Annotated in this window: 17 protein-coding genes; 9 read left to right on the top strand and 8 right to left on the bottom strand. The window is 59.0% G+C overall.

Features of this window, described 5'->3' with window-relative positions:
• Window positions 1–17: 17 nt before the first annotated feature.
• Together ACRQ1B_RS13050 and ACRQ1B_RS13045 are read left to right on the top strand one after the other, a co-directional pair.
• Complete coding sequence (locus ACRQ1B_RS13050; RefSeq protein WP_432294105.1) at window positions 18–1,028, top strand: ligase-associated DNA damage response exonuclease; 1,011 nt, start codon at window positions 18–20, stop codon at window positions 1,026–1,028.
• Complete coding sequence (locus ACRQ1B_RS13045; protein ID WP_432294104.1) at window positions 1,028–2,662, top strand: cisplatin damage response ATP-dependent DNA ligase; 1,635 nt, start codon at window positions 1,028–1,030, stop codon at window positions 2,660–2,662. The genes ACRQ1B_RS13050 and ACRQ1B_RS13045 overlap by 1 nt, the downstream gene beginning before the upstream one ends.
• A 117-nt stretch (window positions 2,663–2,779) precedes the next feature.
• On the opposite strand, the gene ACRQ1B_RS13040 is transcribed toward ACRQ1B_RS13045, so the two are convergent.
• From ACRQ1B_RS13040 to ACRQ1B_RS13030, 3 genes are all read right to left on the bottom strand, one after another.
• Window positions 2,780–5,995 (bottom strand): efflux RND transporter permease subunit, encoded by a 3,216-nt coding sequence (locus ACRQ1B_RS13040; protein ID WP_432294103.1) that lies wholly within the window; start codon window positions 5,993–5,995, stop codon window positions 2,780–2,782.
• A gap of 124 nt (window positions 5,996–6,119) precedes the next feature.
• Complete coding sequence (locus ACRQ1B_RS13035) at window positions 6,120–7,301, bottom strand: efflux RND transporter periplasmic adaptor subunit (protein WP_432294102.1); 1,182 nt, start codon at window positions 7,299–7,301, stop codon at window positions 6,120–6,122.
• A gap of 249 nt (window positions 7,302–7,550) precedes the next feature.
• A complete protein-coding gene (locus ACRQ1B_RS13030) occupies window positions 7,551–8,339 on the bottom strand; it encodes an alpha/beta hydrolase fold domain-containing protein (protein ID WP_432294101.1) in 789 nt (262 codons plus the stop codon).
• A 154-nt stretch (window positions 8,340–8,493) separates the two neighbouring features.
• Between ACRQ1B_RS13030 and ACRQ1B_RS13025 the strand changes: the two genes are divergently transcribed.
• Window positions 8,494–9,432 carry a LysR family transcriptional regulator gene (locus tag ACRQ1B_RS13025; RefSeq protein WP_432294100.1) on the top strand — a complete coding sequence of 313 codons (939 nt, stop codon included), beginning with the start codon at window positions 8,494–8,496 and terminating at the stop codon, window positions 9,430–9,432.
• A gap of 64 nt (window positions 9,433–9,496) precedes the next feature.
• Here the strand turns inward: ACRQ1B_RS13025 and ACRQ1B_RS13020 are convergent, their stop codons facing one another.
• A complete protein-coding gene (locus ACRQ1B_RS13020) occupies window positions 9,497–10,894 on the bottom strand; it encodes an amino acid permease (protein ID WP_432294099.1) in 1,398 nt (465 codons plus the stop codon).
• Window positions 10,895–11,099: 205 nt separating this feature from the next.
• Here ACRQ1B_RS13020 and ACRQ1B_RS13015 point away from each other — a divergent pair, with 205 nt between their 5' ends.
• The 6 genes from ACRQ1B_RS13015 to ACRQ1B_RS12990 all read left to right on the top strand — a co-directional run bounded on the left by ACRQ1B_RS13015 (window position 11,100) and on the right by ACRQ1B_RS12990 (window position 17,881).
• Window positions 11,100–12,029, top strand: a complete 930-nt coding sequence (locus ACRQ1B_RS13015) for an ArsR/SmtB family transcription factor (protein WP_432294098.1) — start codon at window positions 11,100–11,102, stop codon at window positions 12,027–12,029.
• A 141-nt stretch (window positions 12,030–12,170) separates the two neighbouring features.
• Window positions 12,171–13,682 carry an arabinosylfuranosidase ArfA gene (arfA, locus tag ACRQ1B_RS13010; RefSeq protein ID WP_432294097.1) on the top strand — a complete coding sequence of 504 codons (1,512 nt, stop codon included), beginning with the start codon at window positions 12,171–12,173 and terminating at the stop codon, window positions 13,680–13,682.
• A gap of 8 nt (window positions 13,683–13,690) precedes the next feature.
• A complete protein-coding gene (locus ACRQ1B_RS13005; RefSeq protein ID WP_432294096.1) occupies window positions 13,691–14,761 on the top strand; it encodes an ABC transporter ATP-binding protein in 1,071 nt (356 codons plus the stop codon).
• A gap of 78 nt (window positions 14,762–14,839) precedes the next feature.
• Window positions 14,840–16,108: an extracellular solute-binding protein gene (locus ACRQ1B_RS13000; RefSeq protein ID WP_432294095.1), complete on the top strand. Its 1,269-nt coding sequence runs from the start codon at window positions 14,840–14,842 to the stop codon at window positions 16,106–16,108.
• A gap of 67 nt (window positions 16,109–16,175) precedes the next feature.
• The gene (locus ACRQ1B_RS12995) at window positions 16,176–17,054 is read left to right on the top strand and encodes a carbohydrate ABC transporter permease (protein WP_432294594.1); all 879 of its coding nucleotides are present in this window, start codon (window positions 16,176–16,178) and stop codon (window positions 17,052–17,054) included.
• Window positions 17,051–17,881 carry a carbohydrate ABC transporter permease gene (locus ACRQ1B_RS12990; RefSeq protein ID WP_432294094.1) on the top strand — a complete coding sequence of 277 codons (831 nt, stop codon included), beginning with the start codon at window positions 17,051–17,053 and terminating at the stop codon, window positions 17,879–17,881. The genes ACRQ1B_RS12995 and ACRQ1B_RS12990 overlap by 4 nt, the downstream gene beginning before the upstream one ends.
• Here ACRQ1B_RS12990 and ACRQ1B_RS12985 read toward each other — a convergent pair.
• The 4 genes from ACRQ1B_RS12985 to ACRQ1B_RS12970 all read right to left on the bottom strand — a co-directional run bounded on the left by ACRQ1B_RS12985 (window position 17,878) and on the right by ACRQ1B_RS12970 (window position 21,531).
• Window positions 17,878–18,642, bottom strand: a complete 765-nt coding sequence (locus tag ACRQ1B_RS12985; RefSeq protein ID WP_432294093.1) for a sugar phosphate isomerase/epimerase family protein — start codon at window positions 18,640–18,642, stop codon at window positions 17,878–17,880. The genes ACRQ1B_RS12990 and ACRQ1B_RS12985 overlap by 4 nt on opposite strands.
• Window positions 18,643–18,782: 140 nt before the next feature.
• Window positions 18,783–18,941 (bottom strand): entericidin domain-containing protein, encoded by a 159-nt coding sequence (locus ACRQ1B_RS12980; protein WP_432294092.1) that lies wholly within the window; start codon window positions 18,939–18,941, stop codon window positions 18,783–18,785.
• 167 nt (window positions 18,942–19,108) lie between these two features.
• On the bottom strand, window positions 19,109–20,056 hold the full coding sequence (locus ACRQ1B_RS12975; RefSeq protein WP_432294593.1) for an asparaginase: 948 nt from the start codon (window positions 20,054–20,056) through the stop codon (window positions 19,109–19,111).
• Window positions 20,056–21,531 carry an amino acid permease gene (locus ACRQ1B_RS12970; protein WP_432294091.1) on the bottom strand — a complete coding sequence of 492 codons (1,476 nt, stop codon included), beginning with the start codon at window positions 21,529–21,531 and terminating at the stop codon, window positions 20,056–20,058. The genes ACRQ1B_RS12975 and ACRQ1B_RS12970 overlap by 1 nt, the downstream gene beginning before the upstream one ends.
• Window positions 21,532–21,585: the final 54 nt, after the last annotated feature.

Raw genomic sequence — 21,585 nt, 5'->3', positions numbered from 1 at the left:
CGCCCTATCTCGATAGCATGAGACCCGAGGCCCTGCTTCATTCCACACCCGCCGGGCTGTTCTGCCCGATCGGCGGCTTTTACATCGATCCGGTGCGTCCCGTGGATCGGGCGCTGATCACCCACGGCCATTCCGATCACGCCCGCGCCGGCCACCGTCATGTCCTGGCTACACCTCAGACGCTCGACATCATGCGCATCCGCTACGGTCAGGATTTTTGTGAAAGCGAGCAGGCGGCCGAATTTGCAGAGGTTCTGGATGTCGGTGGCGTGGCTGTCAGCTTTCATCCAGCCGGCCATGTGCTGGGTTCCGCGCAGATCGCCGTTGAAAAGGATGGCCTGCGCATCGTCGCCTCGGGTGATTACAAGCGCGGCATCGATCCCACCTGTGCATCGTTCGAACCAGTGAAATGTGATGTCTTCATCACCGAGGCGACCTTTGGCCTGCCGGTGTTTCATCATCCAAAACCGCGTGGCGAAATCGCCAAGTTGCTGACCTCGATCCAGCAGTTTCCCGAACGCACGCATCTGGTCGGCGCCTATTCGCTCGGCAAGGCGCAGCGTGTCATCCGGTTGATCCGCGACTGCGGTTGGGACAAGCCCGTCTATATCCACGGCGCGCTCGCAAAACTCTGCGATTATTACGAGGGGCAGGGCATCGAACTCGGCGATCTGCGCCCGGCAACGATCGACAAGAGCACGCCGGACCTCTTCAAGGGCGCCATTGTCGTCGGCCCGCCCTCAGCCTTTCAGGATCGCTGGGCGCGGCGGTTCAACGAGCCGCTGATCTCGTTTGCCTCCGGCTGGATGATGGTGCGTCAGCGCGCCAAACAGGGAGGGGTGGAATTGCCGCTGGTGATTTCCGATCATTGCGACTGGCCGGAATTGCTGGAGACGATCAGGGAGATCGGCCCTTCCGAAGTCTGGGTCACGCATGGGCGCGAGGAGGCATTGGTGCGCTGGTGTGAGCTGCAGGGGCTGCCTGCCAAGCCGCTGCATCTGGTCGGTTATGAGGATGAGGGGGATTGATGAAAGCCTTCGCCACGCTTCTCGACCGTCTCGTCCTGACCCCATCCCGCAACGGCAAACTGAAACTGCTGGCTGATTACTTCCGCACGACCCCTGATCCCGACCGTGGTTACGGCCTTGCCGCCATTGCCGGCACGCTCGATCTCAAGAGTGTCAAACCCGCCATGCTGCGCGAACTCGTCATGGAGCGCATGGACGAGGTGCTGTTTCGTTATTCCTACGATTATGTCGGCGATCTGGCCGAAACCATCGCGCTGGTCTGGGATGGCGGCGCCAAGGAGCGTGTCGACGACGCGGCACAGCCGCGTCTTGGCGCGGCCGTTGCCCGCATGAATGCCTTGGGCCGTACCGAAGTCCGCTCTGCCGTGCGTGACATGCTGGATCATCTCGATCCCTCCGCCCGTTTCGCCTTCCTGAAACTCGCGACCGGCGCATTGCGCATCGGCGTGTCGGCACGGCTGGCCAAACAGGCGCTGTCGGAGATGTCGGGCAAGGATGTGACCGAGATCGAAACGCTCTGGCACGGGCTGGAACCGCCTTATGAACCGCTGTTCGCCTGGCTGGAAGGCAAGGCGGAAAAACCGGTTCTGGCCACGCCCGCGATCTTCCACTCGGTCATGCTCGCCAATCCGGTCGAGGACGGCGATCTCCAAAAACTCGATCCCGCCGATTATGCCGCAGAATGGAAATGGGACGGCATTCGCGTGCAGATGTCGAGTTACGGCGGCACGAAAAAGCTCTATTCGCGCTCCGGCGATGATATTACCGGCGCCTTTCCCGATATTGTCGATGCTATCAGTTTCGATGGCGTGATTGATGGTGAATTGCTCGTAGGCGGCACCGCCCGTTCCAACAACCCGACCCGCACCTTTTCCGACCTGCAGCAGCGCCTCAACCGCAAGACGGTGACGGCAAAAATGCTGGAGGATTATCCGGCTTTCGTGCGCGCCTACGACCTGCTTTTCGAAGCGGACGACGACATCCGCGCCCAGACATTTCTCGAGCGGCGCGGACGGCTCTCCGACATTATCGAACGTGCCCCACATGACCGCTTCGATCTTTCCGATCTTGTGCCGTTTAAGACATGGGACGAACTCGATACCCTGCGTCGCGAACCGCCGGATCCGGTCATCGAAGGAGTCATGATCAAAAGGAAGGACAGTGTCTATCAGGCCGGCCGCCTCAAGGGGCCTTGGTTCAAGTGGAAACGTGATCCATTCAACATCGACGCCGTCATGCTGTATGCCCAGCGTGGCCACGGCAAACGGTCGAGCTATTATTCCGATTTCACCTTTGGCGTCTGGGCGGATGGCCCGGATGGCGAACATCTGGTGCCGGTGGGCAAAGCCTATTTCGGGTTTACCGATGCCGAACTGGAGGTGCTCGACAAATTCGTGCGCGACAATACGGTGGATCGTTTCGGGCCGGTCAGAGCGGTCAAGGCGCAACCGGATTTCGGTTTCGTGCTGGAAGTGGCGTTCGAAGGCATCAACCGATCGACCCGCCACAAATCCGGCGTCGCCATGCGGTTTCCCCGTATCGCCCGCCTGCGGCAGGACAAGCTGCCGCGGGATGCGGATCGTCTATCGACGCTGACGGCGATGATCGATGCCCGTGAGGGAACCGCCGGCTGACGCATTTGCAAAACAATGCCGCGCGGGTCTCCGGTGGAAAGACCCGCGCGGCAGATCGGGGCTGGCTTCACGTCAAGGCGGCAGACAATGACGTGGCCCCGACCGGGAAGCAGCCTGTTATTCCGCCGGAGAGAGGGCGGGAGCTGCCTCCGAAGCGTGATGATCCGGCTGATGCGGCGTCTCGTCCTTGTGCTGGGTAAGTGGCCGGTTGCCGGTCATGGCACGTGCCAGCATGTAGAAGACCGGGGTCATGAAGATGCCGAAGAAGGTCACCCCGATCATGCCGGAGAACACCGCGACACCCATGGCTGCGCGCATTTCCGCACCCGCACCGGTGGAGATGACCAGCGGCACGACACCCATGATGAAGGCCATGGAGGTCATCAGGATCGGGCGCAGACGCAGGCGGCTTGCCTCGACCGCGGCCTGCCACGGCGTTCGTCCTTCAAACTCCAGTTCGCGTGCAAATTCCACGATCAGGATGGCGTTTTTCGCCGATAGGCCCACCAACACCACCAACCCGATCTGGGTGAAAATGTTGTTGTCGCCACCGGTCAGCCACACGCCGGTCAGAGCCGCAAGCACACCCATCGGCACGATCATAATGATGGCAAGTGGCAGCGTCAGGCTTTCATACTGGGCTGCCAGCACCAGATAGACCAGAAGCAGGGCCAGCGGGAAGACGATGATGCTCGAATTACCGGCAAGGATCTGCTGGTAGGTCAGGTCCGTCCATTCATAGTCGATGCCGGAGGGCAGGGTTTCAGCCAGGATTTTCTCGATCGCTGCCTGTGCCTGACCGGAAGAGTAGCCCGGTGCCGGTGCGCCGTTGATATCGGCGGCAAGGAAGCCGTTATAACGCGTTGTACGTTCAGGGCCTGCCGTTTCATCCACCTTCATGAGCGCCGACAACGGGATCATCTGGCCGGATTGCGACCGAACCTTCAGGTTGCCGATATCATCCGCCTTGGCGCGGAATTTGGCATCGGCCTGGACGCGCACACTGTAGGTACGGCCGAAGGCGTTGAAGTCGTTCACATAGAGCGAGCCGAGATAGATCTGCAGCGTCTCAAAAACGTCGGTCACCGATACACCGAGCTGCTCTGCCTTGGCGCGGTCGAGGTCGGCGTAAAGCTGCGGCACGTTGATCTGGTAGCTCGAAAAGATGCCGGCCAGTTCAGGTGTCTGATATGCCTTGGCGATGACCGCCTTGGTGGCTTCGTCCAGCGTCTGGTAGCCGTAGCCCGAGCGATCCTCGATCTGCAGCTTGAAGCCACCCGTCGTGCCGAGACCGTTGACCGGCGGTGGCGAGAAGATGGCAATGAACGCATCCTTGATGCCGGCATATTGTCCGTTCAGCGCCATGGCGATGCCGTCGCCGGATAGTTCCGGCGTCTTGCGGTTTTCGAAATCGTCCAGCACGGCAAACACCACGCCGGAATTGGAGCCGTTGGTAAAGCCGTTGATGTTGAGGCCCGGGAAGGCAATCGCATGCTTTACGCCGGGCTGCTTCAGAGCGATGTCGCTCATCTGCTTGACCACGTCCTCGGTGCGGTCCAGCGTGGCACCGTCCGGCAATTGAGCGAAGCCAACGAGATACTGTTTGTCCTGGCTCGGCACGAAACCACCCGGAACCGCATTGAACATGCTGTAGGTGAGACCGACCAGAGCGAGGTAGATGACCATGATCAGGCTCTTGCGCGAAAGAAGCCCGCCGACCGTACGGCCGTAACCATTAGAGGCGGCGCCGAAAGCACGGTTGAAGCCACGGAAGAACCAGCCGAACAGGAAATCCATGCCACGGGTCAGTCTGTCTTTCGGGGCATGGTGACCCTTCAAGAGCATTGCGGCGAGTGCCGGAGACAGCGTCAGCGAGTTGATGGCCGAGATGACCGTCGAGATGGCGATCGTCAGCGCGAACTGCCGGTAAAACTGGCCGGACAGGCCGGAGATGAAGGCGAGCGGCACGAAGACCGCGACCAAAACCAGCGCAATCGCGATGATTGGGCCCGACACTTCCTTCATGGCGCGATAGGTTGCTTCGCGCGGCGCATAGCCGTTTTCGATGTTTCGTTCGACGTTTTCCACCACCACGATCGCGTCATCCACGACGATACCGATGGCCAGCACAAGCCCGAACAGGGTGAGCGCGTTGACCGAGAAGCCGAACATGTACATGACGGCAAAGGTGCCGATGACCGATACCGGAACCGCCAGAAGCGGAATGATCGAGGCGCGCCATGTCTGCAGAAAGATAATGACGACGAGAACGACCAGTGCCACGGCTTCGAGCAGGGTGTCGATGACCTTTTCGATCGACGAACGCACGAATTCGGTGGTGTCGTAGACGATCTCGTATTTCACGCCTTCCGGCATCGCCTTCTGCAGCTCGTCCATGGTGGCGCGAACCGTATCGGCGATTTCGATCGAGTTGGAGCCCGGCGCCTGAAGAACCGGGATGGCGACGGCCGGCTGGCCATCGAGCAGCGAGCGCAGCGTATAGTCGGAAGCGCCGAGTTCGATACGGGCGACATCGCGCAGGCGGGTGATTTCACCGTTTTCGCCGGTCTTGACGATGATGTTGCCGAACTCTTCCGGCGTCTGCAGGCGGCCCTGCGCGTTGACGTTCAGCTGGAGATCGACGCCCGGCAGGCTCGGCGAGGCGCCGATAATGCCGGCGGCGGCCTGCACGTTCTGGCCGCGCACGGCCTCGGTGATGTCGCTGGCGGCCAGCGAATGTTCGGCGGCCTTCTGCGGATCGATCCAGATGCGCATGGAATAGTCACCCGAACCGAACACCTGCACCTGGCCGACACCTTCGATACGAGCCAGACGGTCCTTGATGTTCAGCGTCGCATAGTTGCGCAGATAGGTCAGGTCATAACGGTCGGTGGCCGACACGAGATTAACCACCATGATGAAGTCCGGTGAGGCCTTGATCGTGGTGATGCCGAGCGATCGCACTTCCGTCGGAAGACGCGGTTCGGCCTGCGACACGCGGTTCTGTACCAGCTGCTGTGCCTTGTCCGGGTCGGTACCCAGCTTGAAGGTCACGGTCAGCGTCAGAACGCCGTCGGATGTCGCCTGGCTGGACATGTAGAGCATGTCCTCGACGCCGTTGATCTGCTCTTCCAGCGGTGTTGCCACCGTCTCTGCGATAACGGTCGGGTTGGCGCCGGGATAGGTTGCGCGCACCACCACGGATGGCGGTACGACTTCAGGATATTCGGAAATCGGCAGCGCGCGCATGCCAAGCAGGCCGGCCACCACGATCAGCACCGAAAGCACGCCGGCAAACACCGGGCGGTCGATGAAAAATCTGGAAACGTTCATGACGAAACCCTCTCTCCAGGGGTAAAGCGAGGCATAGAGATCTCCATCCCGCAGTCAGCTGACTGCGGGCGACCAAAACCTCGAGGGTGGAAAACCGACCGGACTGCCGCCGGTCGTTATGCTGTTATTTCGATGCCAGTTTCGCGTCTTCTTCCGGGGCCACGACGGCGCCGGGACGGATACGCTGCAGGCCGCTGGTGACGATGCGATCGCCCGGCTTCAAGCCGCTTTCGACGATGCGCATGCCATCAACAGCCGAACCGAGCTGTACGGGGCGGTATGCGACCGTATTGCCCTGATCGAGAACGAAGACGAATTTTTTGTCCTGATCGGTGCCGACGGCCTTTTCGCTGATCAGAAGATGATATTCTTCCTTGGGCTGGCCCATGCGCACCCGCACGAACTGGCCGGCGATCAGGCGTCCGTCACCATTGCCGAACTCGGCGCGAACCCGGATCGTGCCGCTGGCGGCATTCACCTGGTTGTCGATCAACTGCAGCTTGCCACGGATCGGGTCGGCATTAGCGGCAAGGGTCGTCACTTCGACCGGCACCTTGTCGAGGGCCGGAAGACCGTTCTCGACCGGGACTTCCGAGAGGATACGGGCAACCAGTTCTTCGCTGGCGTCAAAGCTTGCATAGATCGGATTGATAGACACGATGGTCGTCAGTGGCGTAGAGGCGGAGCCCTGTGCCACGAGATTGCCGACGGTCACCTCGATCCGGCCTGCGCGACCGGAGATCGGCGCGCGGATCTGGGTGTAATCGAGGTTGAGCTGGGCAACCGTCAGCGCGGCTTTTGCCGACTGAAGACTTGCCAGCGTATCCTGCTGGGTGCTCTGGCGCTGGGCAAAATCGCTTTGCGAAATAGTGTTTTTCGCAGAGAGCGTTCTGCCGCGTTCCAGTTCGGTATTGGCCAGTTCCAGCTTGGCTTCAGCGGAGGCAACAAGGCCCTGCGCTTCGGCAACTGCGGCCTGATACGGAGCAGGGTCGATGCTGAACAGCAGGTCGCCTTCCTTCACCAGACCACCCTCGCGGAAATGCACGGACTGGATGGCACCGGCAACGCGTGGACGCAGCTGCACGCGGTCCACGGCTTCCAGACGGCCGGAAAATTCCTGCCATGTGGTAACGCTGCGGGGCTCGACGGACGCGACCTTGACCGGCACGGCAGGTGCAGCAGCGGTTGCTGCAGGGGCAGCAATGGCGCCCTTCGGCATGTCGAGATAGAAGGCGCCGCCTGCGATGAGCGCAGCAACGCTCAGTCCGGAACCCCACAGGGCCCAGTTCTTGATCTTCGATGTCATTTTTCTCTCCTGGCGGGCGTTTGCCGCCTGATCGTTCAACTCAAATCGTCGCCGAGGCCGTGATTAAGGACAAAGAACCAGTGTCGGCGGCATGACATGCCTCCGTGAATTCCTTGTTCTTGATGCCGGGATTGGCCTGATGGGAGATCAGGGCCTCAGCCTAAAAATCAAAATTCCGCATTGTTCATGATGGGTCTCCTTCGACCTTGGAATTTTCATGCCTGTATGGATTGGGTGCCGAACCTGCCGTCAGTGCAGGGTTTCGACAAACCCGGTAAACTCTGAGCACAGGGAAGGAAGCCATTTGCCGGTTCCCTCCTTGTAGACACTCGTCCAGCCGCAATCGGCTGAAAAGATACGCTGGCGCACGGTCACGCCGCTTGACTTGAGGCGATCCGCATAACCGGTCACCTCGTCGCGCAGCGGATCGTCCTCGGATGTGACGATCAACGCCGGCGCCAGATTGTTCAGGCGCGAACACAGGCAGGGTGCAGCATAGGGGTGCTGAAAGAAGGAGCCGATATAATGGCTCCATCCATCCGACCATTTTTCGCGCATCCCAACCTTGTCGGCCTCGCGAAACGATGCCGACGTCATTTTCGGATCGATCATCGGCGAGAAAAGCATCTGGCCTTTCAACTCGCCGGGCAAAAGATCCCGTGCCTTCAACGCCACGCCTGCCGCCACATTGCCACCGGCCTCGTCACCCGCCACGAAAAGCGGCGACTTGGCGCTGCCGAACTGCTTGCGCTTGCCCGAAAGGCAGGCCAGCGCCTGAAAGGCACAGTCCATGGCCTTCGGAAACATGTTCTGCGAGGCGACCGCATAATCCGCCTCCAGCACCACTGCACCGGTTTCCGCCAGCGCCTTGGCAATCGGTCGTTCGGCTTCCCCCCGGTCACGATCCAGAAAGGCGCGGCCCCGCAGGTAAAGCACGATCGGTGCGGCCTTTCCGGCCGTCGTGCCATCATAAAGGCGCATGGGTACAGGCGCTGTAACCGACCTGTCGAAAACGATGTTTTCCCATTGCGCCGTCATGATTGCCTCGAACCGCAAAATGTCGAATGCGGGTTGGGTTGCCGAAAATTCTGAGCCTGATATTATTATTCCATGCAAACCGCACAAGCATGCGTTTCACGGCAACACTGTTCCAATTTCATGGATAATGCTGCGGCGCACTCGGAGGCCCAACATGGATCAATTGTCGGCAATGCGTGTTTTTGTCCGTGTCGTCGAGACCGGCAACTTTACAAGGGCCGCGACCGCGCTCGATATGCCGAAAACAACTGTGACCAATATGGTTCAGTCGCTGGAGGCGCATCTGCGCACCACGCTTCTCAATCGTACCACCCGGCGCGTGATGGTGACAACCGACGGGGCGCTCTATTACGAACGCGCCATCCAGATCCTCTCGGAAATCGACGAACTCGACGGCTCCATGTCGAATTCGCAGGCACAGCCATCAGGCCGATTGCGTGTGGAAATGGCCGGCGCCTTCGCGGACTTGGTTGTGATCCCGAACCTTTGCGATTTCTACCAACGTTATCCGCAAATCCAGCTCGATATCGGAGTTGGTGACCGTCTGGTTGATTATATTGCTGAAAACGTCGACTGCGCGCTGCGCGGTGGCACACCGACCGACCAATCGCTGATTGCCCGCAAGGTCGGCGAAGTCAAGTTGCGTACCTTTGCAGCGCCGTTCTATCTCGAAAAATTCGGCGAACCGACAAACCCGCGAGAACTGGAGGAAAAGCATTTCTCCATCGGTTATCTCAATGCCACGCTCGGCCGGGTGATGAGCATGGAATTCTGCCGCGGCGACGAGACCCTGGAGATCAATCCGCGCTATATCGTTTCGGTCAACGATGCCCGATCCTATCTCAACGCGATGATTTCAGGCATCGGTGTCGGCCAGTCTCTCGGCTTCATGGTGAATGACGCCGTCAAGCGCGGCGAGCTTGTCGAGATCATGACGGACTGGGATTGCGAGACCCTTCCGCTCTACATCGTCTATCCGCAGACCCGGCATCTCAGCAACAAGGTGCGTGTGTTCGTCGACTGGTTGGCCAAGCTGGTGCAGGGCTTGAAGGATGACGAAGGCGTCGTGCCGCTGATGCGCAAGGCGGGCTGAACGCAGATATTGACAGCATCACCCGCTAAATGGAGGCAGGTGATGCTGGACCGGGCACCGGGTGTTACCGGCGCTTCATCATCTTCGTTGCGACATAGGAAATCGCCAGCAGGACGAACCATAGAGGCGTGACCATCAGCGCCTTGGCGGTATCCGCTTCCTGCCCCAGCGCCCACAGGACGAAAGCGAAGAAGGCGAACACCATGACGACGGCGGCATTTCCGCCCGGCATCTTGAAGGATGATTTTTCGTGCAGGTCCGGACGCTGGCGGCGATACTGGACATAGGATGCCAGAATGACCGACCAGATGAAGATGAACAGCAGCGCCGAAATCGTCGTGACGATGGTGAAAGCTTCCAGCAGACTTTGTCCGGCGTAAAGCATCACCACGCCAGAGAGCAGGAAGATGCAGGAGAAAAACAGCGCGTTGGCCGGCACCTTGCGCTTGTTGAGATGGCCGAGCGCCTTGGGCGCGAGGCCATCCGTGGCTAGGCCAAAGATCATGCGCGAGGTGGAATAGATGCCGGAATTGGCGCTTGATGTCGCCGAGGTCAGCACCACGAAATTGACCACATGCGCGGCAATGCCGAGACCGGCCAGCGAGAACATCGCCACGAACGGGCTGCTGTTGGGGTCGACCTGGTTCCACGGAATGACCGAGATGATGACGAACAGCGCACCGAGATAAAACAGCACGACGCGAATAGGGATCGAGTTGATCGCCTTTGGCAGGCTGGTTTCCGGGTCTTTGGCTTCGGCGGCTGCCGTTCCGACCAGCTCGATGCCGACAAAGGCGAAGATAGCGATCTGGAAACCGGCGACGAAACCCGTAAAGCCGTTCGGGAAAAAGCCGCCATGTACCCAAAGATTGGTGACGGAGGCGGAGGCTCCGTTCGGCAGGGTGAAGCCCGACAGCAGCATGGCCGTGCCGGCGCAGATCAACACGCAGATGGCGACGATCTTGATCAGTGCGAACCAGAATTCGATTTCACCGAAATTGCGCACCGTCGGCAGGTTGAGGCACAGAAGCGTCAGGATAAGGCCGATCGCCGGGATCCAGAGTGCAAGCTCGGGAAACCAGAACGATATGTAACCCGAAACCGCCACCACATCGGCAACGCCGGTCACGATCCAGCACAGCCAGTAGGTCCAGCCGGTGAAAAACTGCGCCCAGGGGCCGAGATAATGCCCGGAGAAATCGGCAAAGGAGCGGTATTCGAGGTTGGAGAGTAGCAGTTCGCCCAATGCCCGCATGACGAAAAACAGCATGAAGCCGATAATGGCATAAACCAGCAAGATCGACGGGCCGGCGAGTGAAATCGTCTTGCCCGATCCCATGAACAGGCCGGTACCGATCGCGCCGCCGATGGCGAGCAGTTGAAGGTGACGATTGGAAAGATTGCGCGCCAGATGGCTTTCTTCGGCGGAGATCGCCGCAGGCTTATTCGTATCAACACTCATCGGGAAAAAGGACTCGCTGCTTGTCTGAACTTTATGCGTGATCGTTCATAGATAATTTCACGCCCAGTCAACACATGAACGCAGATTATCGGCCGGTTTGGTCTTGGGGCGCGCAATCACTCCCGTTTTCACCAAAACAAAAATCTGTATATAAATCAAAAAATACGATATAAAGGACTGATTTCCCGTTATCCAGGTCGCGAAGATGAACCGAAACTTTCTTGTTATCGATCCGGAAAAAGATCTGGCGGCGATTAAGGGCGTCTCGTCACTTGCTCGCATCAAGTTGCTGAAAGAACTGGCAAAACGCCCCGGAATCAATATCAACGATCTCGCCCAGATTTCCGGTTTTCCGCAATCGTCTGTATCCACGCATCTTCAGGTTCTGGAAAAGGCCGGGCTGGTGCGCACCGAATTGCAGAAGGCGCGTAAGGGCAATCAAAAGATCTGTTTCGCCGTTTACGATGAACTCATCGTCAGCTTTCATTCCAATGAAAGAGCGCTGTCGGCCAATGTCATCGAGGTCTCGATGCCGCTCGGTCTTTACACCAACAATGCGGTGACAGGCCCCTGCGGTATCTGCTCGACGGAGGGCATAATCGGCCTTCTCGATGTGCCGGAAACATTCATGGACCCCGAGCGGATGAAGACCAGCCTCTTGTGGTTCACCAGCGGTTTTGTCGAATACCAGTTTCCCAACAATGCCAAGCTGCGCGGCGATAGCATTGAAACCATTGAGGTTTCCATGGAGGTCAGCTCCGAGGTGCCGGGCACGCTTGCCAATTGGCCATCCGATATCGTGGTCTCGATCAATGGCAAGGAACTTGGCATCTGGACGTCGCCCGGCGATTTTGGCGATCGTCGCGGCGCCTATACGCCCGCCTGGTGGAAGCTCAAGGGATCGCAATACGGGCCGCTGAAAACATGGTCCGTCGGCCCGTCGGGCACCTTTGTGGATGGGCACAGGATATCCGATGTCACCGCTGCGGATCTCGATCTTGATGGCCATCGTTCGGTGCGTCTGCGTGTCGAGGTCAAGGCAGATGGCAAGCATCCGGGCGGCATCAACATTTTTGGTCGCGGTTTCGGCAATTATGATCAGGACATCATTCTTCGTTTGATGACAAAGAGTTAAGTTGCTTCACGGGTGCCCATGCGCGCTCTGTTTGTGCGGTGCAGCGCATTCTCCCCATTGACGCCTCCGTCGGATTAAGAAACTCTATCAAAAAATACGATGTATATCGATTTTTCGATAGAGTTTTTGGAGGAGAGCTCAATGAAGGCACGCGTCGCCGTTCACCGCGATTTCAAGATCAGCGATATCGATCAACGGCTGTATTCGGCCTTCATCGAACATATGGGCCGCGCCATCTATGGCGGCATTTACGAGCCCGGTCATCCCAATGCCGATGCCAACGGTTTCCGCACCGATGTATTGAAATTCGTGCAGGATCTGAAAATTCCGGCGATCCGTTATCCGGGCGGCAATTTCGTTTCAGCCTATCGTTGGGAAGACGGTATCGGCCCCCGCGACCAGCGTCCGGTTCGTCTCGATCTCGCATGGCGTTCCAAGGAAACCAACCAGATCGGCATCAACGAATTTGCCGAATGGGCGGATATGGCCGGTATCGAGATGATGCTGGCGGTGAACCTTGGTTCACGTGGTCTGGAGGATGCACGCAATTTCCTCGAATATGTGAATTTTCCGTCGGATACGACATGGAGCGATCTGCGCCGCACGCATGGCCGCAAGGACGGTTACGACGTGAAAATGTGGTGCCTGGGCAACGAGATGGACGGCCCCTGGCAGATCGGTCACAAAGTGGCGACCGAATACGGACGTCTCGCCAACGAAACCGCCAAGGCGTTCAAGGGTTTTGACAGCACGATCGAGGCGATCGTCTGCGGCAGTTCCAATGATGGCATGGCCACCTACCCGGAATGGGAACGTGAGGTTCTCGAAGAGTGCTACGAGAATGTCGATTACATCTCGCTGCACAAATATTTCGGCAATTCCAGCAAGGACACGCTGAACTATTTTGGCAAGATCGAGGAAACCGGCCGTTATATCCAGACGATCGCCGGTACGATCGATTACGTCAAATCCAAGAAGCGCGCCAAGAACGACGTGCATATCTGCTTCGACGAATGGAACGTCTGGTACCATATCCGCGAGGAAGACAGCCATCGCTGGCGCACCTGGGATTGGCCGGAAGCGCCGGCATTGCTGGAAGAAACCTACAATTTCGAAGATGCGCTTTTTGTTGCCGGCCTGCTCAACGAGTTCATCCGCCGATCCGACCGTGTCCGCATTGCCTGTATCGCGCAGCTGGTCAATGTGATTGCGCCGATCCGTGCCGAAAAGAATGGCCCGGCATGGCGCCAGACGATCTACCATCCCTATCGTTTTGCCTCGATTTTTGGTCGCGGAGAGGCGCTGCGGGTGGCCGTGGATGCACCGACCTATGATTGCCAGGTGGCCGACGACGTGTCCTATCTCGATGTCGCTGCGGTGCGCAACCGCGACGAAGGCCTGCTGACGCTGTTCGTGGTCAACCGCCACCTGACGGAAAAGGCCGAACTGGATGTCAGCCTCACCGGTTTTGCCGATATCTCGCTTTATGAGCATCATGCCATGGAGGGATACAAGCTCACCGACACCAATGGCCCTGACAAGCCGGATCACGTCGTGCCGAAATCGGGCAATGGTGTCGGCGTCGAGGATGGCAATCTCAAGGGCGCGATTGCCCCGCTGTCCTATCACGTCTTCCGTCTGAAGGTTTCGTGAGGCCTGGCATGGGGATCACGATCAGAAATGTCAGCAAGAGCTTTGGCGCGGTTGGCGTCCTCCATGATATCAGCATGGACATCCCGACGGGTGACTTTGCCGTCTTCGTCGGGCCTTCGGGCTGCGGAAAATCCACGCTTCTGCGGCTGATCGCCGGGCTGGAGGAAACGACGTCAGGTTCGATTTCCATCGAAGGCCGTGACGTTACCGATGTCGAGCCGGCCAGGCGTGAAGTGGCGATGGTGTTCCAGTCCTACGCGCTTTATCCGCACCTCACCGTGTTCGAAAACATGGCCTTTTCGCTGCGCCTGAAAAAGACGCCGAAAGCTGAGGTCAACGACATGGTGCAGGAGGCAGCCCGGATCCTGCATCTTGAGGAGGAACTCCAGAAACGGCCGTCCGAATTGTCGGGCGGCCAGCGCCAGCGGGTTGCAATCGGCCGCGCGATCGTGCGCAAGCCAAACGTATTCCTGTTCGACGAGCCGCTCTCCAATCTCGATGCAGAATTGCGCGTGCAGATGCGGCTGGAGCTCGCCAAACTGCATAAACAGATCGGTGCCACGATGATCTATGTCACCCATGATCAGGTGGAGGCGATGACGCTGGCGGACCGCATTTTTGTCCTCAAGAAGGGCGTGTTGCAGCAGGCCGGAAAGCCGCTCGATCTTTACGATAATCCGAACAACCAGTTTGTCGGCGGTTTTATAGGCTCCCCGGCCATGAACTTTTTGCCCGGCCGGGTGACGAGCAGGCAGGATGGCGTGATCCGCGTTGCGCTCGATGGGCTCGGCACAGAACTGTCGGCAAAGTCGGATGCTGGTGTCGCCGAAGGGACGGCGGTCAGGGTGGGCATCCGGCCCGAACATCTGGCCCCGGCCGAGGGCGGTTTCGAGGCGGTGGTGGACATGGCCGAGGATCTCGGCGGCGTTTCGTACCTGCATGCGCGTCTCGCGACGGGCAAGGACATCGTGGTGGAGATGCGCGGTCGCCGCGAAAATTTCGATGGCAAAAAGATATCGCTTTCGGCGGATGCAGGGGAGGTTCTGCTCTTCGCCGAAGACGGCAGCCGGTTGCGATAGCAGGCGCCGGTAGGGAAAGGCAGACATTTCAACCCGCCACCTTCGGGAGAGGTGGCTTCGTGATGGAGGACACTTCAAATGTTGTGCAGAAAGCTTCTCGCGGCAACCGCGATCGCCCTTATGTCCGTGCCGGCAATGGCTGCGGAAAACATCACCTGGTGGGATTTCTTTTCCGGCGGTGATGGCGTGCGCATGAAGGCGCTGATCAGCCGCTTCAACGAGGAGCACCCGGATATCAAGATCACCGGCACGACGCTGGAATGGGGCGTGCCCTTCTACACCAAGGTGCGCACGGCCGTGGCCGTAGGGCAGGGGCCTGACGTGATGACCTACCATCTGTCGCGCATGCCGCTGGGCCTCAAGGAAGGCGTGCTCGACGAGATTTCGGACAAGGACCTGACCGATGCCGGTCTCACCAAGGACAGCTTTTTCCCGGCAGCACTTCAGGCCGCCAGTGGCGATGACGGCAAGCTGCATGCGGTGCCGTTCGATATCCATTCCATCGTGCTCTATTACAACGCAAAATTTCTCGAAGGATCGAAATTCCTCAATGCCGATGGCAAGCTGACCGGCATCAATAATCTGAAGGATTTCGAAGAAGCGTTGGCTTATGCCAAGGAAAAGGGTGCCGAGGCGCCGGTTTCCTACGCCACCGGCGATGATGGCGCCACCTACCGCGTATTCTACACGCTGTTCCGCCAGTTGGGCGGCGAACTGATCACCGGCAACGAGGTTCTGGCCGGCGACAATCTTCAGAAAGCCGCCAAGGCGATCGAGGTGATGACCAACTGGCAGACCAATGAATGGCAGCCGGAACAGGCGGAATATGAAGCCTCGGTCGCTCTGTTCACCTCCGGCAAATCGGCCTTTTCGCTCAACGGCGTCTGGGAAGTGCCGACCATGGTCGACCTCGAAAAGAAGGGCTCGCTCGGCTATAAATGGGGTGCAGTACAGGTGCCGAACCTGATGGGCACGCAGACGACCTGGGCGGATTCGCATGCCTTCGCCATTCCCGCCAACAACAAGCTGACGCCGGAAAAACGCAAGGCCGTGATGACCGTGATCGGCTGGATGGAAAAACACGCTATCTCCTGGGCGGATGCCGGCCATATTCCGGCCTTCAAGCCGGTCGCCGAAAGCGCCGAATTCAAGAAGATGGAGCCGAACGCCACATATGCGGCGCTGGCAGACACGGCATCCTACGATCCGCGCTCTCCAATCGCCGGCGTCGGCTCGCCGATCTATGACGCGGCCATCAACATCATCTCGCCCGCCATCCACGGTTATGCGGAGCCGATGGCTGCCGCCGAGCAGATGAAATCCGACCTGCAAAACGTGTTGAAGTGACACCGTCAGCCGTGGCCGCCGGTCTCTGGCGGCCACTCTTTCGAGCATGGAGGTTCAAGACGTGGCAATGCTGACAAATCGGCGCAGGGAAATGGCGGTGGCCGTTTCGCTTGTGGCACCCTTCGTGCTGACGTTTGCGCTGGTCTTTCTTTATCCGGCTATCCGTCTGGTGGCGCTGAGTTTCACCGACAGTCCCTTGATCGGTGCGGGCGAGTGGGTCGGTTTCGACAATTTTGCACGCCTTCTGTCGGACAAGCTGTTTCTGACATCACTCAAAAACAACGGCTATTTCGTCCTGCTGACGGTGATCCCGACCACCGTGATTGCGCTTTGCATCGCGCTGATGATCAATCGGCTGCGTGGTTCCTTGCAGGCTCTGGCGCTCGCCATCTTCTTCCTGCCCTACATCCTGCCCGTTTCGGTCGTCACGCAGATTTGGACGTGGATGCTGGATTTCCAGTTCGGCGTGCTGCAGCCGGTCATCGCGTTTTTCTTCGGCAAATCCGTCGCGGTATTCAAGAACCCCTATTGGGCCATGCCGACGGTGGCGCTGGTCACCATCTGGTGGACCAACGGTTTTAACGTGCTGCTGTTCATCGCGGGTCTGCGCAACATTCCGAAGGACTATTACGAGGCGGCGCAGCTCGATGGCGCGACCCGCATGCAGCTCTTCCGCCGGGTCACATGGCCGCTTCTATGGCCGGTCACGGCGCTTGTGCTGACATTGCAGATGATCCTGCAGCTGAAAATTTTCGACCAGATCTATCTGCTCACCAAGGGAGGGCCGTTCAATTCGTCCTATGTGATGCTGCTGATGGTCTATCGCGAGGCATTTCAGCTCAATCACGGCGGTTATGCCTCGGCCATCGCGCTGGTGCTGTTCATCGTCATCGCGGCCTTCTCCGTGCTGCAATATCAACTTCTTCGCGCCGGAGGCCGCCGATGACATCGCTGCGCAAACTCGAAAACGGCGTGCTGACCGTGGGAACCTTCGCGGCAGCCGCGCTCTGGATCTTTCCGCTCTACTGGGCCTTCATCACCTCGATGCGCTCTGAAGATCGGGTCGTTTCCAAGGAGGCGGGCGTCATCCCCGACGAGTTCAACCCGGCCGCCTATATCGACATTTTATGGAACACCAACCTCGTCAACTGGTACATCAATTCCATCGGCACGGCGGTCATCATCACCTTCACCGTTATCGTCTCGGGCATGATGTGCGCCTATGCCATCTCGCAGATGCGCTTTCCCGGCCGCCGCATTCTTTATGGCGTCGTGCTTGCCAGTTTCATGGTGCCGTCGCAGGCGCTTGTCGTCACGCAATTCATCCTGATGAACGATATGGGCCTGATCAACACCTGGGCCGGCATCATCCTGCCGCAGCTCATCGTTCCGGTGGTCATCATCGTCTACAAGCAATTCTTCGATGCTGTGCCGAAGGAAATGCGCGAAGCCGTCGTGCTTGATGGTGGCGGTGATTACACGCTTCTGTTCAAGGTTTATTTGCCGCTCAACTGGGGCATCACCACAGCGCTCGCCATCATCACTTTCATCATGGCCTGGAACCAGTTCCTCTGGCCCTTCCTCGCTGTCACCACGGAAAACAAGATGACCATCCCGGTCGGCATCACCCAGGTGAACGATGCATTCGGCGTGTTTTATGCACGGCTGATGTCGGTGGCGCTTCTGGGGGCCATGCCGGTCGCCATCGCCTATCTGATCTTCCAGAAGAAGGTGACAGAAGCGGTGATGATTTCGTCCGGCGTGAAGGGTTAGAACGCGCTGCGGCTGTCATAGCGTGAAAGGTAGGCAAAGCTGCGCCTGGCAAACTCTGCGGGATCGGGTGGGTTGTCATGCTCGACGACCAGCGTGCGTGCTCCGCACTCGACCGCAGCCTTGAACAGGATCGGCCACACGAGCAGGCCGGAGCCCAGATTGCGCCAGCCTTCCTCGAAATCGGCGTCCGCACCCACATCTTTGATGTGCGCTGATATCAGTCGTGTGCGAAACCGTTTCAGCCATTCCAGCGGATCGGCACCGGCGCGCCGGATCCAGCCGATATCGGCCTGCCATCTGAGCGATGAGCCGGAGGCGGCCCTGAACAGATCCTCGATGCCGCAACGCCCTGATTTCAACGGCACAAAGCCATGCTCACCGTTGTGATAACCGAAGCCGATGCCATGGCCGGCAAACACCTCCGCCAGTGTGCCGAGCCTTTCTCCCGCTTTCTGCCATGCGGCCGGATCGCGAGGATCCTGCATCGGCAGGCGGGTGGCGAAAACGCTCGTTATCCCCGCTGCAAGACACGCTTCGACAATCGGTGCATGATCCTGCTGCAGCGCCGTCATGCCGACATGAACGGAAGAACAGGCCAGATCGAAGCGATCGAGGTTATGTCGCAAATTTTCACGGGAAGCCAGATGTGCCTCCAACGCCTCGACATGCCGAAAGCCTGCGGATCGCGCCGCAGCCAGTTGTGCGTCAAGCCTTCCCAGATGTCGCATCGAATGCAGTTGTAGAGAAAATAGATCCAGCATGGCGGGAAAATGCCGGCCATTCAGGCCGGACGACCGGTTGGAGAGTGTCTCCCGAAAATGGAAATCAGTTTCGGATCAGGGCCTGTGTAAGAACAAGAGCCTATAGCACAGCCAGCGAATGAGAAAGATCTCGACGTGTTTCAGTAGCGGACAGCACGATCAATACGTTTTCCGGCGTTCTGGGTGGCATTCACGGTATTGGCGGCATCCTGACCGACGCCGCGGATCGTGTTGCCGCAGGCGGCAAGCCCCATGGTCATGACTGCCATGGCAATAACGATGGTGAAAGATTTGGTCATGGCGCAGCCCTTCAGCGACAAAGTTTGGAATTATTGTAGCGCTATAGGCTGCGCAGACCAGAGGCGGCAAGACTGTTTCGCCGCCTGTTGTCAGGGTGATCCGAAAAGCCGGGCAACGAGCATGGCTTGCGCCCTACGCCGGGAGGCCGCCGCAGTTTGCGAAACGGTCAGCCGCCGCTCTCGGCAAAGGCGTTGGCCATGGCATCCGGGTCCATGCCTGCCGCCAGAAGAACTGCCAGCAGCATCCGCGCCTGACCGGGTCTGAGGTTTTCGGAATGGATGGCACCGGCCAGCGCCAGATCGTGTCCGCCACCACCGCCGCCATAGGTCGAGGTCAGTCTGCCCTGCGGCACGCGGCTGGAAACGACGACGGGTACTTTCTTTTGCGAACAGCGCCGCACGGCATCAACAACGGATGGCGTGGCATTGCCCGAGCCGAGCGCGGCCAACACGATGCCGCCTGCGCCGGCCGCCAGGCTTGCATCCACAAGTGCACCGTCGCAACCGGGATAGATGGCAACGATATCGACACGCACGGCGCTGACATCGCCCGAATGGTGAAGGCCAGGGTTTTCCTGTCGTGTCGATTGCCGGAATGCATCGGTCTCATCGGCCGAATGTTTGTAAAGGCCCCAGGCCGGATGGGTTTTTCCGCCAAAGCAGACCAGTACGCCGCGTCCGGTGTTGTCACCATCGACCGCCGCGGTAATGGCGGCTGCAAGGTTCGCCGGGCCATCCGCCTGTTCATGATCCGCCGTAAACTGGGCGCCGGTAAAGATGACGGGCTTGGTCAAGGCGTGCTGCAATTGCACGAGCATCGCCGTCTCTTCCATGGCATCGGTACCATGCAGCACGACGATGCCATCGATCTCCTTATCGGCAAGAAGCGTGCCGACCGAGTGGCTGATCAACTGCATGTCGGACAATGTCAGGCTGGCAGAATCCTTGGCCATCAGGTCAATGGCCTTGAGGTCGATGCCCGTATCCGAAAGCTGCCCGAGAAGGCTGTCACCATCAAGGCTCGGACGGCTGGCGCCGTCCTGATCCCGTTGGCTGGCAATGGTGCCGCCGGTGGCGATGACCGCCACCAGAGGTTTTTTTTTCATTGAGGCGATCACGATGCGGTCCCATCGGTTGCAGCTGTCTGCTTGGCGGCGTTTTCCGCCGCGACCGCTGCAATGCGGTCACGCGCCAGGTACCAGCCGATGACAAGAGCCGGGATGATGATGATCAGCGAACCCATGGTCCAGCTGCCGACCGGATAATCCAGCGCCATCAGAACCAGCACGCTGGCGAGGAAGACGAGCGTGATGATGCCGGTGTAGGGCGCGCCGAACATGGCAAAGTCCGGACGCTGCATCTTGCCCTGTTTGGCGAGGCTCCAGAGCTTCAGCTGGCAGAGCACGATAACGGCCCATGCGCTGATAATGCCGAGTGCTGCAAGGTTGAGCGCGATTTCGAACGCCATGGCGGGAACGATGGCATTAAGCACGATACCGATCGCCGTCACCGCGGCCGTTACGGCAATACCACCATAGGGCACGCCAGCCTTGTTCATTTTGGCAAGCACGGCCGGCGCCGAACCCGAAACGGCCATCGAATGCAGGATGCGGCCCGTCGAGTAGAGACCGGCATTCAGCGACGACAGGACGGCGGTCAGGACCACGAGATTCATGATGATATCCGCACCTTCGATACCGATCGCGCCGAAGAAGGTCACGAACGGGCTCTCGCCAGCCTTGTAGGCGTTGTACGGCAGGAGCAGCGAAAGCAGAACGACGGAGCCGACATAAAAGACCAAGAGGCGTACGACGACGGTGCGGATCGCCGTCGGCATGATCTTGCGCGGATCTTCCGTTTCGCCGGCCGTCGTGCCGATCAGTTCGATCGAGGCATAGGCGAAGATCACACCCTGTATGATCACGAAAGCGGGCAATATGCCGTTGGGCAGGAAGCCGCCATTGTCGGTAATCACGCTGAAACCGGTGACATGGCCTTCGATCGGCGTGCCGAAGATGACGAAATAGATGCCGACGATCAGGAAGGTGACAAGCGCCAGAACCTTGATCAGGCTGAACCAGAATTCCAGCTCACCGAACACCTTGACCGACAGCATGTTCATGGCCAGCACGACAAGCAGTGCCACCAGTGCGAACATCCATTGGTCGATGCCCGCAAGGAAGGGCACGTATTGCTTGAAGAAGTTCATGTAGAGCGCAACGGCGGTGACATCCGCCACGGCCGTCATCGCCCAGTTCAGCCAGTACATCCAGCCGACGGCAAAGGCCATTTTCTCGCCGTAGAACTCGCGAGCGTAGGAAACGAACGAGCCCGAAGTCGGGCGGTGCATGATCAGTTCGCCGAGAGCGCGCAGAACGAGAAACGCGAAGAAACCGCAAAGGGCATAAACGAAGATGAGAGCCGGGCCGGCTGCGGCTAGTCGTCCGCCGGCGCCCAGAAAGAGGCCGGTGCCGATAGCGCCACCGATGGCGATCATCTGGATCTGGCGGGGTTTGAGGGCTTTCTGGTAGCCGAGTTCCTCGGCAAACTCGATGCCCTTTTCAGCTTTGGCCTGTATCGATGTATCCACTGAAACACTCCTCCCTAGAGCTTTCACACCCCTGCGCCTGTCTGGCCGGATGTC

It is taken from the genome of Endobacterium panacihumi (assembly GCF_050847465.1).
Classification (GTDB): domain Bacteria; phylum Pseudomonadota; class Alphaproteobacteria; order Rhizobiales; family Rhizobiaceae; genus Neorhizobium; species Neorhizobium panacihumi.
This window is presented reverse-complemented; position numbering and strand designations above follow the sequence as displayed.

Bases quoted from the DNA above. Each gene is read 5' to 3' on its own strand.
- ACRQ1B_RS13040 (WP_432294103.1), bottom strand. From the start codon at position 5,995: ATGAACGTTTCCAGATTTTTCATCGACCGCCCGGTGTTTGCCGGCGTG.
- ACRQ1B_RS13005 (WP_432294096.1), top strand. From the start codon at position 13,691: ATGGGGATCACGATCAGAAATGTCAGCAAGAGCTTTGGCGCGGTTGGC.
- ACRQ1B_RS13015 (WP_432294098.1), top strand. From the start codon at position 11,100: ATGAACCGAAACTTTCTTGTTATCGATCCGGAAAAAGATCTGGCGGCG.
- ACRQ1B_RS12980 (WP_432294092.1), bottom strand. From the start codon at position 18,941: ATGACCAAATCTTTCACCATCGTTATTGCCATGGCAGTCATGACCATG.
- ACRQ1B_RS13030 (WP_432294101.1), bottom strand. From the start codon at position 8,339: ATGACGGCGCAATGGGAAAACATCGTTTTCGACAGGTCGGTTACAGCG.
- ACRQ1B_RS13020 (WP_432294099.1), bottom strand. From the start codon at position 10,894: ATGAGTGTTGATACGAATAAGCCTGCGGCGATCTCCGCCGAAGAAAGC.
- ACRQ1B_RS13050 (WP_432294105.1), top strand. From the start codon at position 18: ATGAGACCCGAGGCCCTGCTTCATTCCACACCCGCCGGGCTGTTCTGC.
- arfA (WP_432294097.1), top strand. From the start codon at position 12,171: ATGAAGGCACGCGTCGCCGTTCACCGCGATTTCAAGATCAGCGATATC.
- ACRQ1B_RS13025 (WP_432294100.1), top strand. From the start codon at position 8,494: ATGGATCAATTGTCGGCAATGCGTGTTTTTGTCCGTGTCGTCGAGACC.
- ACRQ1B_RS13045 (WP_432294104.1), top strand. From the start codon at position 1,028: ATGAAAGCCTTCGCCACGCTTCTCGACCGTCTCGTCCTGACCCCATCC.
- ACRQ1B_RS12990 (WP_432294094.1), top strand. From the start codon at position 17,051: ATGACATCGCTGCGCAAACTCGAAAACGGCGTGCTGACCGTGGGAACC.
- ACRQ1B_RS13000 (WP_432294095.1), top strand. From the start codon at position 14,840: ATGTTGTGCAGAAAGCTTCTCGCGGCAACCGCGATCGCCCTTATGTCC.
- ACRQ1B_RS13035 (WP_432294102.1), bottom strand. From the start codon at position 7,301: ATGACATCGAAGATCAAGAACTGGGCCCTGTGGGGTTCCGGACTGAGC.
- ACRQ1B_RS12995 (WP_432294594.1), top strand. From the start codon at position 16,176: ATGCTGACAAATCGGCGCAGGGAAATGGCGGTGGCCGTTTCGCTTGTG.
- ACRQ1B_RS12985 (WP_432294093.1), bottom strand. From the start codon at position 18,642: ATGCTGGATCTATTTTCTCTACAACTGCATTCGATGCGACATCTGGGA.